This is a genomic window from Flagellimonas abyssi, from assembly GCF_019457905.1.
Taxonomy (GTDB): Bacteria; Bacteroidota; Bacteroidia; order Flavobacteriales; family Flavobacteriaceae; genus Flagellimonas; species Flagellimonas abyssi.
On record NZ_JAHZSV010000010.1, the window covers coordinates 138,181 to 155,661 of the forward strand.

General features: G+C 40.9%; 17 protein-coding genes. 10 read left to right on the forward strand and 7 right to left on the reverse strand.

Annotated elements, in window-relative coordinates; genetic code table 11:
- Positions 1–70: 70 nt before the first annotated feature.
- Together K1F36_RS09165 and K1F36_RS09170 are read left to right on the forward strand one after the other, a co-directional pair.
- Positions 71–625 (forward strand): sigma-70 family RNA polymerase sigma factor, encoded by a 555-nt coding sequence (locus tag K1F36_RS09165; RefSeq protein WP_220113546.1) that lies wholly within the window; start codon positions 71–73, stop codon positions 623–625.
- 2 nt (positions 626–627) lie between these two features.
- Positions 628–858 (forward strand): hypothetical protein, encoded by a 231-nt coding sequence (locus K1F36_RS09170; RefSeq protein ID WP_108246778.1) that lies wholly within the window; start codon positions 628–630, stop codon positions 856–858.
- Here the strand turns inward: K1F36_RS09170 and K1F36_RS09175 are convergent.
- Positions 855–1,679 carry a UbiA prenyltransferase family protein gene (locus K1F36_RS09175; RefSeq protein ID WP_220113547.1) on the reverse strand — a complete coding sequence of 275 codons (825 nt, stop codon included), beginning with the start codon at positions 1,677–1,679 and terminating at the stop codon, positions 855–857. The two genes, K1F36_RS09170 and K1F36_RS09175, sit on opposite strands and share 4 nt — an antisense overlap.
- 126 nt (positions 1,680–1,805) lie before the next feature.
- Between K1F36_RS09175 and gcvP the strand changes: the two genes are divergently transcribed.
- The 6 genes from gcvP to K1F36_RS09205 all read left to right on the forward strand — a co-directional run bounded on the left by gcvP (position 1,806) and on the right by K1F36_RS09205 (position 9,185).
- Complete coding sequence (gene gcvP, locus K1F36_RS09180; RefSeq protein ID WP_220113596.1) at positions 1,806–4,658, forward strand: aminomethyl-transferring glycine dehydrogenase; 2,853 nt, start codon at positions 1,806–1,808, stop codon at positions 4,656–4,658.
- Positions 4,659–4,827: 169 nt separating this feature from the next.
- Complete coding sequence (locus tag K1F36_RS09185) at positions 4,828–5,886, forward strand: 3-oxoacyl-ACP synthase III family protein (RefSeq protein WP_220113548.1); 1,059 nt, start codon at positions 4,828–4,830, stop codon at positions 5,884–5,886.
- Positions 5,887–6,411: a class I SAM-dependent methyltransferase gene (locus tag K1F36_RS09190; RefSeq protein WP_220113549.1), complete on the forward strand. Its 525-nt coding sequence runs from the start codon at positions 5,887–5,889 to the stop codon at positions 6,409–6,411.
- Between the two features lie 126 nt (positions 6,412–6,537).
- Positions 6,538–7,383 carry a glycosyltransferase family 2 protein gene (locus K1F36_RS09195; protein ID WP_220113550.1) on the forward strand — a complete coding sequence of 282 codons (846 nt, stop codon included), beginning with the start codon at positions 6,538–6,540 and terminating at the stop codon, positions 7,381–7,383.
- Between the two features lie 104 nt (positions 7,384–7,487).
- Positions 7,488–8,732, forward strand: coding sequence for a C10 family peptidase (locus K1F36_RS09200; RefSeq protein ID WP_220113551.1), 1,245 nt, complete (start codon positions 7,488–7,490; stop codon positions 8,730–8,732).
- Positions 8,733–8,747: 15 nt separating this feature from the next.
- The gene (locus K1F36_RS09205) at positions 8,748–9,185 is read left to right on the forward strand and encodes a hypothetical protein (protein WP_220113552.1); all 438 of its coding nucleotides are present in this window, start codon (positions 8,748–8,750) and stop codon (positions 9,183–9,185) included.
- Here the strand turns inward: K1F36_RS09205 and pafA are convergent, their stop codons facing one another.
- Positions 9,186–10,865, reverse strand: coding sequence for an alkaline phosphatase PafA (gene pafA / locus K1F36_RS09210; RefSeq protein ID WP_220113553.1), 1,680 nt, complete (start codon positions 10,863–10,865; stop codon positions 9,186–9,188).
- 116 nt (positions 10,866–10,981) lie between these two features.
- Between pafA and K1F36_RS09215 the strand changes: the two genes are divergently transcribed.
- Together K1F36_RS09215 and K1F36_RS09220 are read left to right on the forward strand one after the other, a co-directional pair.
- Positions 10,982–11,719 carry an MlaE family ABC transporter permease gene (locus K1F36_RS09215; RefSeq protein ID WP_220113554.1) on the forward strand — a complete coding sequence of 246 codons (738 nt, stop codon included), beginning with the start codon at positions 10,982–10,984 and terminating at the stop codon, positions 11,717–11,719.
- Positions 11,719–12,486 carry an ABC transporter ATP-binding protein gene (locus K1F36_RS09220; protein ID WP_220113555.1) on the forward strand — a complete coding sequence of 256 codons (768 nt, stop codon included), beginning with the start codon at positions 11,719–11,721 and terminating at the stop codon, positions 12,484–12,486. The genes K1F36_RS09215 and K1F36_RS09220 overlap by 1 nt, the downstream gene beginning before the upstream one ends.
- 2 nt (positions 12,487–12,488) lie before the next feature.
- Here K1F36_RS09220 and K1F36_RS09225 read toward each other — a convergent pair whose 3' ends face one another.
- Genes K1F36_RS09225 through K1F36_RS09245 form a run of 5 tightly spaced genes read right to left on the reverse strand, consistent with a single transcriptional unit; the run spans position 12,489 to position 17,424 of the window.
- Positions 12,489–13,949, reverse strand: a complete 1,461-nt coding sequence (locus tag K1F36_RS09225; RefSeq protein WP_220113556.1) for a DUF389 domain-containing protein — start codon at positions 13,947–13,949, stop codon at positions 12,489–12,491.
- A gap of 2 nt (positions 13,950–13,951) precedes the next feature.
- On the reverse strand, positions 13,952–15,031 hold the full coding sequence (locus tag K1F36_RS09230) for a mannose-1-phosphate guanylyltransferase (protein ID WP_220113557.1): 1,080 nt from the start codon (positions 15,029–15,031) through the stop codon (positions 13,952–13,954).
- Positions 15,032–15,058: 27 nt separating this feature from the next.
- On the reverse strand, positions 15,059–15,670 hold the full coding sequence (locus K1F36_RS09235; RefSeq protein WP_220113558.1) for a SprT-like domain-containing protein: 612 nt from the start codon (positions 15,668–15,670) through the stop codon (positions 15,059–15,061).
- A gap of 43 nt (positions 15,671–15,713) precedes the next feature.
- The gene (locus K1F36_RS09240; protein ID WP_220113559.1) at positions 15,714–16,391 is read right to left on the reverse strand and encodes an SDR family NAD(P)-dependent oxidoreductase; all 678 of its coding nucleotides are present in this window, start codon (positions 16,389–16,391) and stop codon (positions 15,714–15,716) included.
- A 55-nt stretch (positions 16,392–16,446) separates the two neighbouring features.
- Positions 16,447–17,424: a M28 family metallopeptidase gene (locus K1F36_RS09245; protein ID WP_220113560.1), complete on the reverse strand. Its 978-nt coding sequence runs from the start codon at positions 17,422–17,424 to the stop codon at positions 16,447–16,449.
- Positions 17,425–17,481: the final 57 nt, after the last annotated feature.

A 17,481-nucleotide genomic window follows, 5' to 3' on the forward strand; every position in this document is an offset into this window, starting at 1 on the left:
CGTCTAACAGGACTTCAATGTCAGGATCAAATGTCCAAAAAACCATTACATTTGGGAATTCGATAAGCATATGGCCAATCACAAACTTCAACCGGACAATTGGGTCGACCTGTACGCGGACTACCTCTTTAATTACGCAGTATCTCGCGTGAGCGATGCCGAAATTGCCAAGGATTTGGTTCAGGAAACCTTTTTTGCAGGCTTAAATTCCGCCAAAAACTTTAAAGGGGATGCTGCGGAAAGAACTTGGTTGGTTTCTATTTTGAAACGAAAGGTCATCGACCATTATCGTAAAATCAATTCAAAAAAAGGCAAAGCAGAGGTCCGAATCAACTATAGTTCCGATTCCGATGCAGAGGGTGACTGGCTGGAACAACAGGTCGCGGACCCCTTCAGTAAAGACGGCGACAATATTTTGGAAAATGAAGAATTGGGTTCAGCTATTCAAGATTGCATCACCAAATTGCCGCAAAAACAGGCCTTGGCCTTTAAATTAAAGACCATTCAAGGCATGAGCACCGAGGATATTTGTAATGAACTGGACATAAATCCGTCCAACCTTTGGGTAATGATCCATAGGGCAAGGACATCGCTTATGGGTTGTTTAAACGAAAATTGGTTTTAGGTATGAAGATTTCATGTAAAGAGGCATCATGTATTTGTGACAAATCCCAGTACAAAGAAGCTAGTTTTTGGGACATTGTAAAACTTCGTTTCCACCTTCTCTATTGCAAGGTTTGTCGTGGCTATTCCAAAAAGAATGGCGAGTTGACCTCTTTGTGTGATAGAGCTGGACTGACTATGCTCTCCGATGATGACAAGAAAAAAATGAAGCGAGAATTGGAAGAGAAACTTTAAAAATAATTCTCTGTCCACCAGAATAAACAAAACCAAAAAATCGGTATCGCCTCCACCCAGAACATCACAAAGTATTTGGACTGCATTCGCTTCTTTGAGGCAAGCACAAAAATAAGTGCTACGGACAAAATGAGCCGTAATACGATTTCATGTTGATGTATTGAATCCTTCAGAAAAGTCATCAAGAAAAAAATCAAGGTTAACCCGATACCTAACCTGGTCGTGTTTTTTATACCCAAGACCTGTGGCAATGTCCTTAAACTTTTGTCATCCCATTGTAAATCCCTGATTTCAAATGGCAATATCAAAACCAGAACCAACAGCATTCGTTGAATAAATGTTACGGCAAAGTCCCAATGCAACTCTATTCCTGCATCCAAAACAGGCAATAAGACCGAAAACCCGGCCCAGACAAAGGCCACTATATAAATTTTTAATCCCGCCAAATTCCTTAAATTATTGGCACTGGGCAACAAAGGCACGGCATACAGCGCGGACAACACTCCCAAAATAGCCGTTGCTATCCAAATATCCCTATTTAGTTGCAGCAAAAAATAAACCGCGAAAGCAAAGCAAACAAAGCTGAACATTTGAATCACTTTGTGGTAGGCATTCGATACGATGAGATACTTGTATGCCTCAACACCATACTTAATGAAATTGTAGCAAACGATCACACTGAAAAAAACAAAGCCCATTAGATTGATATCCGATGAACTTCCCAACAAATGGAAGGTGACGCCCGCCATAGAAATTACAGCAATGGCTACATGAATACTGGCATCCAAGTAAAAATCAAATATGGCTTTGAGGGTCCGCATTAGGATAAAAAATTAGGCCTTGTCACTAAGGTTAATTGGTGGTTAACAACTTTACCCTAGAGACCTTCAAAATTGGCTATTTTGATTGAATTAATCCCTAATTTTGTGCACTTTATTGGATTGAACATGAACACAGAGGTTTTTGCCGCCAGACACATTGGCATCACAGAAAGAGACTTGCCCCACATGCTCGAAACCATTGGGGTCGAAAGTATGGAACAGCTCATTTATGAGACCATTCCCGATGACATCAAACTAAAAAAACCATTGGACCTTCCCGAAGGTATCAGTGAACATGAGTTCCTGAGCCACCTGAACGAACTGGCCAAGAAAAACAAGGTTTTTAAAACCTATATCGGATTGGGGTACCATGAATCGCTTACCCCATCTGTTATTAAAAGAAATATTCTGGAAAATCCAGGATGGTATACCGCCTACACCCCCTATCAGGCTGAAATTGCCCAAGGTAGGTTGGAAGCGCTTTTAAATTTCCAGACCATGGTAAGCGACCTTACCGGAATGGAAATTGCCAATGCATCGCTATTGGATGAGAGTACAGCGGCGGCCGAGGCCATGAACATGTTGTTCGAGCTTCGTAGCCGTCAACAGAAAAAAAGCGGTGCGGTAAAATTCTTTGTTTCCGAAGAAATATTGCCACAAACATTGAGCTTATTGGAAACAAGAGCTATTCCTTTGGGGATAGAACTTGTAATCGGTGACCATGAGACCTTTGATTTTTCAGAAGAATTCTATGGTGCGTTGTTACAATATCCGGGAAAACATGGTCAGGTAAACGACTATGCATCTTTTGTTGAAAAAGCGAAGGAAAATGAAATTAAAGTAGCCGTTGCTGCCGACATTTTGAGCTTGGTCCTATTGACCCCTCCGGGTGAATGGGGTGTGGATGCCGTGGTGGGAACCACGCAGCGTTTTGGGATTCCATTGGGGTATGGCGGACCACATGCTGCATTCTTTGCCACTAAAGAGGAGTACAAACGAAGCATTCCCGGACGTATCATAGGTATCACAAAAGATACTGATGGCAACCCAGCGCTCAGAATGGCGCTTCAAACTAGGGAGCAGCATATAAAAAGGGACAAAGCCACCTCAAATATTTGTACCGCCCAAGTACTGTTGGCCGTGATGGCGGGCATGTACGCCGTATATCATGGACCAGAAGGTTTGAAATATATTGCGAACAAAGTACACAATAACACCAAAAAGTTGGTCAGCGTCTTGGAAGCGCATGGTTTTGAACAAATGAACAGTGCTTATTTTGATACTGTTGAGGTAAAAGTGAAAAACAGCAACAAACTGAAAGAAGTTGCTGAAAGCAAAGACATCAACCTTCACTACATTGACGAGAGCACAGTGTCCATTTCTTTGAACGAAGCCGTTTCCAATACTGATGTTGAAACTTTGATCTCCTGCTTTTTGGAATCACATGATTTAGATGAAAAATCTTTGAGTGATGTTCAATTGGACGAAGCTATTCCGACCAACCTTCAAAGACAAGCCCCGTTTATGGAGCATGAAGTCTTCAACTCCTATCATTCCGAAACTGAATTGATGCGTTACATCAAAAAATTGGAACGTAAAGATTTGGCCTTGAATCAATCCATGATTTCTTTAGGTAGCTGTACAATGAAGCTGAATGCCGCATCGGAAATGTTACCATTGAGCTGGGGCGAATGGGGAAACATCCACCCATTTGTGCCTTTAAATCAAGCAGAAGGTTACCAAACGGTCCTAAAATCATTGGAAGAGCAATTGAATGTCATCACAGGGTTTTCTGCGACCTCCCTTCAACCCAACTCTGGTGCGCAAGGTGAATATGCGGGTCTTATGGTTATCCGTGCTTACCATGAATCCAGAGGAGAGGGACATCGCAACATCTGTTTGATTCCTGCTTCTGCCCACGGCACCAATCCTGCTTCGGCCGTAATGGCAGGCATGAAAGTGGTCGTGACCAAAACCGATGAAAAAGGAAATATCGATTTGAACGATTTGGAAGAGAAAGTGAATCAACATGCGGAGAACCTAGCTGCATTAATGGTCACCTACCCTTCCACTCACGGGGTTTTTGAATCCTCCATAAAACAGATTACAAAACTTGTCCACGACAACGGCGGACAAGTTTACATGGACGGTGCCAACATGAACGCACAAGTAGGATTGACCAATCCTGCAACCATTGGAGCGGACGTTTGCCACTTGAACCTGCACAAGACCTTTGCCATTCCGCACGGAGGCGGAGGACCAGGTGTTGGACCTATTTGCGTGGCCGAGCAGTTGAAACCGTTTTTACCGACCAATCCAGTAATTCCTACGGGGGGAGAAAATGCCATCACAGCCATTTCATCAGCGCCATGGGGAAGCTCTTTGGTGTGCTTGATTTCTTATGGATATATTAAAATGTTGGGTTCAGAAGGACTGACAAATGCAACCAAGGCTGCCATCCTCAACGCCAACTACATCAAAGACCGTTTAAAAGGTAAGTTCGATGTACTGTATGCTGGCGAAAGAGGACGTGCCGCCCACGAAATGATCATTGATTGCAGACCATTTAAAGCCAACGGCATCGAAGTTACCGATATTGCCAAACGTCTGATCGATTATGGTTTCCATGCACCAACGGTATCGTTCCCCGTAGCTGGAACATTAATGATAGAGCCAACGGAAAGCGAGAGTCGTGCAGAATTGGACCGCTTCTGTAATGCCTTGTTATCCATCAGAACAGAAATCGATGAGGCTACTGCCGATGAGACGGACAATGTCCTGAAAAATGCACCCCACACATTGGCCATGGTTACCAGCGATTCTTGGGAGCACCCATATAGCAGGGAAAAAGCGGCCTTCCCATTACCTTATATTACCGAAAACAAATTTTGGCCAAGTATACGAAGAACAGATGAGGCGTTTGGGGATCGTAATTTAATGTGTACCTGTGCACCTATCGAAGATTACATAGAGGCCTAAAAACCACTATAAACATTGATTAAAAGCCTTGTTACTAATAATAGTTCAAGGCTTTTTTCGTATCCAGCAATATATGAGTTACCTTTTGAACATTGTATAATTTATTATGCATGCATAACAATAATGGTTCAATACCTTAAATTGTATTGATTAAAAACCTCCGCACAATATGAAAATTGGCATAATAGGCACCGGGAGTCACATTCCTTCCATAATTACCAAAAACGAAAATTTTTTGGACCATCAGTTTATGGAAACCGACGGCTCCTCCTTTGAACAAAAAAACAATGTGATTATTGAAAAATTTGAAGCTATCACAGGTATTTCGAATCGAAGGTATGCCCAACCAGACCTCAAAACATCGGATATTGGTTTTTTGGCTGCCGAAGAAGCCATAGCAAGTGCTGGGGTGAATAAAGAGGAGTTAGATTACATTATCTTCGCCCATAATTTTGGTGACCTTACTCCAGGAAAAATACAAGGGGATACGCTACCGAGCCTCGCCACCCGTGTTAAACATCTATTACGAATACAAAATCCTAAATGCGTTGCGTACGATCTTATCTTCGGTTGCCCCGGCTGGATAGAAGGTATGATTCAAGCTACTGCATTTATCAAAAGTGGCATGGCCAAAAAGTGTTTGGTCATCGGAGCGGAAACACTATCCAGAGTTGTTGACCGACACGACCGCGACAGCATGATTTTTTCCGATGGTGCAGGAGCTGCTATCCTTGAGGCCAATTCCCCCAAAGGAGAGATATTATCCCATGCATCGGAAACGTATGCCAATGAAGAGGCATACTATCTTTATTTTGATAAATCGAACAGCCCTTTGGAGTCCAAAGACACACGATATATTAAAATGCAGGGGAGAAAAATATATGAATTTGCCTGCATCAACGTACCCAAGGCCATGGCTTCTTGCCTAGATGATAGCGGAGTTGATATTGAGGACGTTAAAAAAATATTCATCCATCAAGCCAACGAAAAAATGGACGAGGCCATTATAAAAAGATTTTATAAAATCTACGGAAAACCTGTGCCAGAAAATGTAATGCCGATGAGCATACACGATTTGGGAAACAGTTCGGTTGCCACGGTTCCCACACTTTATGATATGGTTCTTAAAGGAAAACTACCGGAACATGAAGTAAAAAAGGGAGACGTTGTTATATTTGCAAGTGTTGGTGCAGGAATGAACATCAATGCCATTGTATATCGATATTAAATGTACGAAAACAACTTTCCCAACAAACGCTACAAACATACATTGGCGTTCTTACAAAAACACATTGATACTTCAGAGACCATTTTGGATTTAGGGGTTGAAAATCCCTTTTCAGAAATAATGAAATCCAATGGGTACAGTATTACGAATACTGCCGGAGAAGATTTGGATGTCGATTTTGAAAGTATTGTAAAATCTAATGCCGATGTTGTAACTGCTTTCGAAATCTTTGAGCATTTAATAGCACCTTTTAATGTTCTTAAAGAAATAAAAGCGGATAAATTGGTCGCAAGCATACCCATGCGATTGTGGTTTGCACCTGCCTACCGCAGTAAAACCGACCCATGGGACAGGCACTATCACGAATTTGAGGATTGGCAGTTTGACTGGCTCTTGGAAAAAGCCGGATGGACCATAAAAGATTCCTCCAAGTGGACAAATCCCTCCAAAAAAATAGGCCTTCGCCCTATTCTTCGATATTTTACAAATCGATACTATATCGTATATGCGGAAAGAGAGCATTAACCGTCATTTCGAAATGAGCAAAGCGATTGAGAAATCTCTCCTTAGTTTTTTTGGATTTCTCACATTCGTTCGAAATGACAACAAACTAATTTGGGATTTGTAGATTGTTTTTTGGAATTTTAGCACATGCGCATCAGTATTGTTATTCCAGCTCACAATGAAGCAATTTTTTTACAAGATTGCCTAGATTCCTTTGTGGGTCAGACCTACTTGCCCAATGAAGTGATTGTTGTGGACGACAATTCTTCCGACAACACTTTTAATATTGCAAAAGACTACGCACAAAAATACAACTGGATAAAAGCCGTTCAGCGCAGCTCGTCCAACGAACATATTCCGGGCAAAAAAGTTGTGGACACTTTTAATTTTGGATTGGAACAAACCTCAGATTTTGACCTCATTGGAAAGTTTGATGCAGACATTATTCTGCCCGAAAATTATTTTGAACTCATCGTTAATCAATTTCAGGCCAACTGGAAACTCGGAATGTGCTCCGGACTTCTCTACATCAAAAAAGGAGAAAATTGGATTTATGAAAACATTGCGGATAAAAATCATATCCGGGGACCAATCAAACTTTATCATAAAGCCTGCTTTAACAAAATCGGCGGTCTGCGTCCGGGCGTAGGCTGGGACACTGTGGATACACTTCTGGCCAAATACCACGATTTTGATACATTGACGATTCCTGAACTCAAGGTGAAACATCTTCGCCCGACGGGACACGGGTACAGCACCAAAAACTATCAATCCAAGGGTGTCGCGATGTATAAAATGGGTTATGGACTCGTACTCACTAAAATTGCCACATTAAAAATGGCCTTGCAGGCTAAAAGTCCGGGGTTATACTTCCAAGCCATATTTGGCTACCTAAGAGCTTTCTTCCAACAGCAACCCAAATACGTTTCCAGAAAAGAGGGAAAGTTTATAAGGAGCTACCGTTGGAGGGGAATTTGGTCCAAATTCTTTTAAAAAACACCTATAATTCCTCATCCGTCAATTGAAAATAGGGTTCCATCAATTGGAAATGAACATCTATCAATTCACATATACCTCTTATTGTTAAAATTTCTTTCTTGAAAGAAATTTACTACCAAAAATTAAATTCGTATGAAAAAATTGATTGTAATATCTTTTATCATTTTCTACGATGTGCTCTTACATCCTGTGATAAAGATACTATTGAGAATCAAACTGAAATTAAGAACAATGAGTATTTTATCACTAAACAGGAAGCTACATCCATCGCCTCCACTTTAGAATTCAATTCAAAAGCAGAAAGCAATAAAAAATTGGCTTCATCTACTAAAACCATCGACACAGTTTTAACGGTACCAGACTCATCAGGAATTACCGCTTTTTATATATTTAATTATCATGAAGGAGGCTTTATAATAATATCTGGAGATAAAAGTTCTCAACCAATTTTAGCATACTCTAATGAAAATAATTTTGATTTTTCGAATAGAGAAATACCGTCGGGACTGTTATGGTGGCTTGAAGAAGCCACTATAAACATTTTAAAAATAAGGAATAATTCAGAAGAAGGTTCAACAAATAATCATTCAACTAAAGAGTTATATGAGCCTTGTCCAATGCAAATGGCAATTTCTGAAAATATCTCTTTAAATTCAAAGTGTGGTGGTCCTAACCCCGGGGAAGAACCCAATTGCAATGATATTCATAACTATTATGGACCATTAATTGGTTCAAAATGGAGCCAATGGTCAGGTTTTAACAATTACTTGCCAAATATGGGATGTGAAAGCTATCAAGGTAAACCACCTTCTGGATGTGTTGCGACCGCTATTGGACAAGTAATGAGATACTATCAATATCCAAATTCATACGTTTGGCAAAATATGCCGCTTACAAGTGCTGGATCAAATGAAATTTCACAATTGTTAAAAGACATAGGTACAGCAGTACAAATGAATTATAATTGTACTGGCTCAGGAGCTCATACAGAAAATGGTGTAGACGCTTTAAAAAATATATTTGATTACTCTTCAGCTTCTTATGGAACTTGGAATCATTCAACCGTTAAGGGAGAAATAATTTCTGGAAGGCCGGTTATTCTTGCCGGTTATAATGACAAGGACTGTTTTCTTTGGTGGTGCGGTTATGAAGATGGACATGCTTGGGTTTGTGAAGGGTTTAGGTCTCATTATTATTGTGAATTAGGCATACAGAGTACTTACTATTATATGAATTGGGGTTGGGGCGGCAGTTATAATGGCTACTATGGATACAATTCTTGGAACCCTAGCACCTTTAACTTTAAATACAATAAACGCATGCTCTATAATATCAAACCATAACTTAAACAATCAAAAATGTCTAAAATAAATTCCATAATCGTTTTCCTTATTTTTCTTGCTTGTAAGAAGGAATGCAACGAATGCTTTACGCCGCCACAACCTTTACTGTTCGAACTTGTATCCCAAGATTCTGGAGATAACTTGATTTCCAACGGCACCTATACTTCCAATGAAATTGAGATTGTTAATCAATCAAACAACCAATCAGTGGAATTCTCCATCGCTCAAAACGGAGGCACTAATCTATTGAACATCAATACTGTTGGTTGGGAAACCGAAACTATCAACTACCTAATTACGGCAAAGAACGAATTCTTGTTTACACTGCAGTTAAATGCTGAACGAATTTCTGAAGATTGTTGTTCTTACACGAAATATTCGGACATTGAAATATCAGGTTCAGACTATGAAATAAACCCTGAAACCGGCATTTATAGCATCTTTGTGCCTTAACTAATCAAACTCCAAAACCTCCCCGATAGGCTGACCCGTGGCACCACTTGGGAACGCAATGCCCAGCAAAGCTGCAATGGTGGGTGCAATATCAGGAATCTCCGTACGGTTTACCGTACTTCCCTGTTTAATCCCTTTACCATAAAGCAATAACGGCACATGGGTATCGTAGATTTGAGGCGAACCGTGTGTGGAGCCTGTTCTACTGTACGAAATATAACCCACATTGGGAACCAAAAGAATATCTCCAGAACGTTTTTGATTGTATCCGTTCTGCAAAATGTACGGTATACCTTCGATATATTCGTTCTCCCACATTTGATGGGCTGTGTATACTTGACCAATGCCATCGTAGGTCAATAATTCCATGGCAATATCTTCTTGGGCATCTTCTAGGTCGATATCCAAGTTGGCCAATATTTTATGGTCTAAAAACAATTGATAATTGGAAAGGTTCCTTACCACATCTGTAGTTCCGTATTTATACTGAAGAAACTCGCCAAACTTTGTTTTCATACCGTTCATATCCAAATACCCTGCAGGAATCTTGGAATCTATCAAATAAGACGGAACATCGATAGCAGCATGGTCCGCTGTAAGGAACACAGTATACTCGCCTTCTCCCACCTTCTCATCCAAAGTAGAGAAAATACGGGCCAAATCTTGATCTAATCTTATGTAAGTATCTTCAATCTCCTTAGAGTTCACCCCAAAAAAGTGACCTACATAATCCGTACTGGAAAAACTAATGGCCAAGAAATCAGTGATGGTATCTGCTCCAAGCTCTTCGCCTTCCAAAGCAGCCAAGGCAAAGTCAGCTGTAATGCTATTTCCATAAGGGCTTCTTCTTATCAAATCGAACTGACCGTTTTGATCCCAAATTGCCGGAAGGTCATGAGGAAAAGTATTGCTGGCCTCCCCTTCTTGCAACCCTTCATAAGTATTGGCATCCAAACCACTTTCTACATACGTTTCAATAGGCTTTAGCGTATTCCATGGCTTTTTGTACGACTCTACTATATCCGAACTATTAAAGTCCACTACCCATTGGGGCAATTCATCCATGTAATAAGTGCTTGTAATCCAGTTGCCATCTTGTCCGCCCTCGAACCAGTATGCTGCATTTGCTGCATGCCCCGCTGGAAGAATGGCACCTCTATCTTTTAAAGCCACTCCGATTACTTTCCCCCTTTTTTGGGTATGTAAACGCAATTCGTCTGTGATGGTAGTGGTGAGCATACGGTGTGGAGACATTTTCCCGGCATCCGATGTTGTACCTACTGAAGCATAACTATCATCTCCTGCGCAATACACATCTTCGCCGGATTCCTTATCGAACCAATCGTTTCCGATGATACCGTGCGTTGCTGGGGTTGTTCCCGTATACACCGAGGTATGGCCCGGCCCTGTGCTGGTGGGCGCATAGTTAAAGTGGTTGTTTTTACAATTGAACCCTTCGTTTACCAATCGCTTAAAGCCCCCTTCTCCGTACTGATTCCAAAAACGTGTGAGATAATCGTATCGCATCTGGTCTACCACAATGCCCACTACGAGTTTAGGCGATTGTGCGATGGGCGCTGGTTGTTGTACTTCCGCATCGTTCTTCTTTCTTCGCTGTCCGTAGGACATACTGATCATGCACAATGCTAAAATGGAAACTATAAGGTTGGTTGTTCTCATGTTATAGGTTTAATCTAATTAGGGCAAAACTATTCATTTATCCCGTTTTAAAATTTAAATGAAGGTTAAAAGCTGCACAATATTCTTATTTTTATCATCTCAAGTCCAAAAAACGCATGAAATACCTAGAAGCGATTGGAAAATACTTCATCATGATTTGGGAAGTATTTAAAAAGCCTACCAAGTGGCGTATTATGAAAACCTTGATTCTCAAGGAAGTTGATGAATTGGTCTTTGGGGCCATGGGCATCATCATATTCATATCCTTTTTTATTGGGGGAGTTGTCACCATACAGACCGCCCTTAACCTGACCAATCCTCTTTTGCCCAAAAGTCTTATCGGGTTTGCGGCAAGACAATCCGTAATACTGGAATTTGCACCGACATTCACCTCTATAATAATGGCGGGAAAAGTGGGCTCTTACATTACTTCCAGCATTGGCACCATGCGTGTTACGGAACAAATTGATGCTCTTGAAGTTATGGGGATAAACTCCTTGAACTATCTCGTGTTCCCAAAAATTGTAGCCATTATGCTATACCCCTTCGCAGTGGCAATTTCCATGTTCGTAGGCATCTTAGGAGGGTGGGTGGCCGCTGTTTTTGGAGGTTTTGCACCTAGCGGCGACTTTATACAGGGCCTTCAGATGGATTTTAATTCCTATCATGTCACCTATGCACTGATCAAGTCAGTAGTCTTTGCTTTTGTAATCGCGACGGTACCATCCTTTCATGGGTATTACATGAGGGGCGGAGCTTTGGAGGTAGGCAAGGCCAGCACCACATCGTTTGTTTGGACCAGTGTTGTGATTATTATCGTGAACTATATTTTAACACAATTATTGTTGGGCTAATGATAGAGGTAGATAACATACATAAATCGTTTGGAGACAACCACGTACTCAAAGGAATTTCAACAACATTTGAAAAAGGAAAAACAAATCTTGTAATTGGACAAAGTGGTTCAGGGAAAACAGTCTTCTTAAAATGTCTCTTAGGACTTTTTGAACCTGATGAAGGAAACATTTGCTACAATGGCCAAATCTATTCCGAGCTTTCGACAAAACAAAAAAGAAATCTAAGGCAGGAAATGGGGATGGTTTTTCAGGGCAGCGCCCTTTTTGATTCCATGACCGTTGAGGGAAATGTAATGTTTCCTTTGGATATGTTCACTAAACAGTCGCAATCGGAAAAGCAAGATCGTGTGGATTTTGTGTTGAAGCGAGTCAACTTGGTGGATGCTCACAAACGATTTCCTGCCGAAATATCCGGTGGTATGCAGAAACGAGTCGCCATTGCAAGAGCAATTGTTATGAACCCAAAATATCTGTTCTGCGATGAACCCAACTCTGGGCTTGACCCAAAAACCGCCATCCTAATCGACAACCTGATTCACGAAATCACCCAAGAATATGACATTACGACCATTATCAACACACACGATATGAACTCGGTAATGGAAATAGGAGAAAAAATAATTTTTCTAAAAAACGGACTCAAAGAATGGGAAGGCACCAATAAGGAAATCTTCAAGACCGATAACCAAGCGGTTACCGACTTTGTGTACTCCTCCGAATTGTTCAAAAAGGTTCGGCAAATGTATATCGAAGAAAGAAACTGACGCTATTCAACTTCCTTGATCACCAAGGTGGAGTCCTGAAGTCTCAACTTTAACCATGCCAACATTTTTTTGGTATCCGCTTCCTTTTGGCTAGAGCTCAATCCGCTTTTCCAATCTACCTCAAAAACAGGAATGGTATCCAACTTTTTAAAATTGGTTCGTATCTGGTACGAGAAACTTAGGGCATCGATATTCTCATAATTGGCCTTGGCTTCTGCGCTTATGTTTTGAAAAGGAATTTGTTTTCCCGCATTTTTGGTCAAAGTAGCCAATTCTTCTTCAAGCAATCTGATTTGCTCATCTTTGTTCAGCAATTCGGCTTTGTTCTTCTCATAAAGTTCACTCACATAATTGAACTTCTCTTCTGAATCATCCCTTCCTCCTTGAATAATATGGAGTTCGGCGTCCTTGAGTCTATTGTATTCATTCTTCTGGGTTCTCCATGTATTGATGATATTCTCTGGAACCAATTCATCGCCCATAAAAACCACTTCTATCATTGAAGTACCATCATCCACATACTCCAATTTAGTGAGATTGTCCACGTATCTTCCAGCACCATCAAACTGATATACCTCTACTGTACCTTTTAAAAACTCTTGTGCCTGTTTCATAAAAAGCGACTCCTGAAACACATTGTAAAAGGTAAATCCGGCCGGAATCATAACCAAAATACCTGTAATGGAAGCCAAACGGGCAATCAATCTCCTGCGCTGTGAATTGGCATATCGCACCATGGGAAACCTCAAAAATTTGATGACCAAGAAGGTGGCGAGACCAATAAAAATCGTATTGATAATGAACAGGTACATGGCCCCAGCAGCATACCACGGCTTGCCGATGGCCAAACCAAAACCTACCGTACAAAGTGGAGGCATCAAAGCTGTTGCGATGGCCACACCGAAAATAACACTGGCAATGGTTCCCTTTTTAGCTCGAGCGATCACAAGTGCAAGCCCACCAAAAAATGCAATCAGCACATCCCGAATATCGGGCTTGGTACGCGCCAACAGTTCGGAAGATTCGTCCCGAAGTGGAAAAAAGTAGAAGAACAGGAATGCGGTGATCACACTCAAAACCACCATTACGGTAAAATTCTTGAGCGACCTACGCAACGTATCAATATCATTAATGGCCAACGACATACCCATCCCAAGAATAGGACCCATTAACGGCGAAATAAGCATGGCACCTATAACCACCGCTGTTGAGTTGGCGTTTAGCCCAATGGAGGCAATAAAAATGGAACATACCAAAATCCACGAGGTATGTCCTTTAAAGGGAATATCCGCAATAATGGATTCCTTTGTGGCCGCAGCGTCAGTATTGGAACGGATTTCCAACAAGTCCGATAGAAACTTGCGCACGCTGCCCAAAAGCCCTTTAAAGTCCTTTTTTACCTCATCCCCGCTATCGTTATCGTCATTGGGGGTCAACTGATCTTCCCTTAAATATTCACTCATGGCTATGCAAACTGATCCCCAAATTTTTCTTTTACTTGGGTCAATACTTTTTTAATATCCTGTTGTTTGTCCTTTGGATAAATAAGCAACACTTCTTCTTTATCTACAATAATATAATCCTCTAGTCCATCTACCACAACTACCTTCCCTTTTGGAGAAAGGATCATGTTGCCTTTTGCATTTTCCAAAAGGGTGTCCGCATTTACCACTGCATTCTCGTTTTCATCTTTCTCCAACTTGTCATAGAGAGCGCCCCAGGTTCCTAAATCGTTCCAATCAAAAGTTGCCGGAAGGGTATAAATGGATTTGGATTGTTCCAAGATAGCATAATCAATGGATATGTTTTCCGCCTTGGGGTAATTTTCTTGGATAAAAGCTCTTTCCTCACTTGTGTTGTAACAGGATATACCTTTACCAAATAGTTTGTATTGATTTGGCTGATATTTTTTGAAGGCTTCCACTATGGTTTCTACACTCCACATAAAAATACCTGCGTTCCATAGAAAATTACCTTGTGCCAAAAACTCTTTTGCGGTTTCATAATCTGGTTTTTCCCTGAACTGGGACACCTTTTTAATGTTTTGGTCACTTCCCTTTTCAAATTCGATATAACCAAATCCGGTATTGGGAAAGGTTGGCTGAATCCCCAAGGTGCAAAGTGCATTTTCTTCTTCACATTTCTTAAAACATGCGGTTACATCCTTTTCAAACGCTTCCTCATCTTCTATCCAATGATCACTGGGCGCTACGATCATTACCGCGTTGGTGTTCATTTTCTGAATCTTTAGTGATGCATACAAAATACAAGGTGCCGTATTTCTCATCGCGGGTTCTAGAACCACTTGGTTTTGTGTTACCATGGGCAATTGCTCCAACACCAAGTCATTGTATTGCTCATTGGTCAAAATCAGAATATTCTCAGTCGGAATAAACTTGTTTAAACGATCAAACGTTTTTTGAATCAGGGTCTTACCGGTCCCCAACATATCGTGAAACTGCTTTGGGTTGGATGATGTACTCACCGGCCAAAATCTAGAACCAACTCCTCCTGCCATCAAAACTGCGTAATAATTCTTGTTCATTTTGCTGTTTTTTAATTAGAATGCCGGTTATCCTGATACATCTTGAACCAACTCAACCTCCGCGTTTGGTTGAAACAAATATAATCTCCCGGTTGATAACTCTACACATTCGTACCGTTTTACTTTCTTGTTTCCTTTTTTATACAATTTACCATTATACAACCTAAAAACACTCCCCGTGGGCAATTCGTATACATAACTCAGTTGTCGCTCTTCCTCATCAAAAGCTTTAAGTGCAATGGACAACCTAGCATCGGTGCTACTACTGGCTTTTGGGTTTTTAAAATGATTTGCAATTATGGGCAACAGTTGCGTTGGAAACACCTCTGGCCGAATAAATGGAACCATTAAGAGCTGAAAGGTACGCTTCCATTCCACTCCGTGCGGTTTTATTCGACGACCATACGTTTCAAAGGCCACCAAATGCGCTATTTCGTGGACGAGTGTAATCAGGAACCGGTATTTGTTGAGTGATGCATTTACGGTTATCAAATGCAGTCCGTTCGGTAATCTTCGATAGTCCCCGTGCCGGGTAACTCGATGGTTTACAATCTTTAAATGTACTCCATGGGTTTTGATCAATTCAAAACAGGGAGCCACTGCAAGCTCTGGAAGGTATTTTTGAAGGGTATCGTTCACAAGGATAAAGTTACAAGTTTATCCAACGGTTTCAATTATGCTTCTACGGCGTACTATTACTTACCTGTAACAGCTTACCGTTGTATAATTTTTGTCCTGATAAGGCAAACTCTTTTACATAGGTGGCCATCTCCAATGCAGTTACGGGAGCTTTGTATCCCGGAAAAGCCTCTTCCAACATTTCCGTTTGTACAGCACCCAAGGCCAATACGTTAAAACTCGGTCCTGTTTCCTTGTACTCTTCCGCCAATAGCTCGGTCAAGGTAATCACAGCACCCTTGCTTGAACTGTAAGCAGAGAGTCCTGGAAACTTCATGCTGCCTTGCACGCCCCCCATGGAACTCACGGTCACCACATGTCCTTCTTGACCCATCAAGGGGAGTACGGTCTTTGTTATTTCAGCTACTCCGAACACGTTTACTTTGTAAACGCTCTCAAATTCTTCAGCTGTGGTTTCCGAAAATGGTTTGCCCAAAAACCGACCTGCATTATTAATAAGGACATCCACTACATGCCATTGGTTCAAAAATTCATTTAGTTTTTCAAAATCCGCAGGATTGCCCAAATCAAAGGGTAACGTTTGCACATTGGGTAAATTCAGGTTTTGCACAGGCTTACTATTCCGTGACAATGCCAAAACCTGATGCCCTTCCCTTGCAAAAAGTTTCACCAATTCAAACCCTATTCCCCTACTTGTGCCTGTAATAATAATGTTTGCCATAATATATTTCAGATTTCTTACTCCCGATAACCATTGGGCAGTTCGAAACAATATGCTACTCTTTTAATTTGATTTCTTGTGATGGAGCATTAGCGATGCCTTCAATAACTGGAATTGTTTTGTTTACCAATGTGGCCATATGACCAAAATCCATTAAACTGTTCTCATCACCGACCTTATGATAATGATTAAAGTTGGTAAAGTCAAACGTACAGAACGTATGGGACGGCACTCCAAACTCTTCATGGAACGGATAATTGTCCGACCTCTGATACAAGTTAAATTCCTTGGCAGTTGGTAAAAATCCTACCAGGTTTTCCTTAGCATACCTATTGCTTACCTCTGCCAAGTTGGACATATCGTACCCCGTGATGTATACAAAATAGTCCTTCCCCTGCAAAGGAACACCCGTCATTTCAAAATTGAGCATGGTATACAGATTCAAATCCTGCTCTTTTAATTTTTGGGCCAGGTGCTTGGAACCCAACAAGCCTTTCTCCTCTGCACTGAACAGTGCAAAAATAATACTACGCTTGTTCGTTTTGTTTGTTCCAAAATACCGCGCCATTTCCAAAACAGAAGTGGTACCCGATGCATTATCGTTTGCCCCATTGGCAATATAATCTCCGTTTTCCGGCTTAATGATACCAATATGGTCGTAATGGGCACCTATTAAAATATATTCATTCTTTAAATTAGGGTCGTTGCCCTCCACAACACCCACAATATTGTAAGCAGGTTTTTTAAAATTTGAAAGTGTGTCGCGGTACGTTTCAAAATAGGGTTTGAGGTGATAAGACTTAAAATAATTCTCAATATACGTCGCAGCAATTTCAATTCCCTCGTCTCCGGCCTCCCTTCCCTTAAGGTCATCGCTCGCTAAATAATTCATTATTTCGCCGACACGCTCAGCATTGGTAAAAGTCCCACTTGATTTTTTAATTTCTGGTGATACACTTGTTGTTTGAACAACCTTTGCAGAACCACAACTCACTATAAATAGTGCTGTGAAAACATATGACAGTATTCTCATTTTTGTTCTTTTTTGATTTTTTTAAAGATAAAAAAAGCATCCCAAAAAAGGATGCTT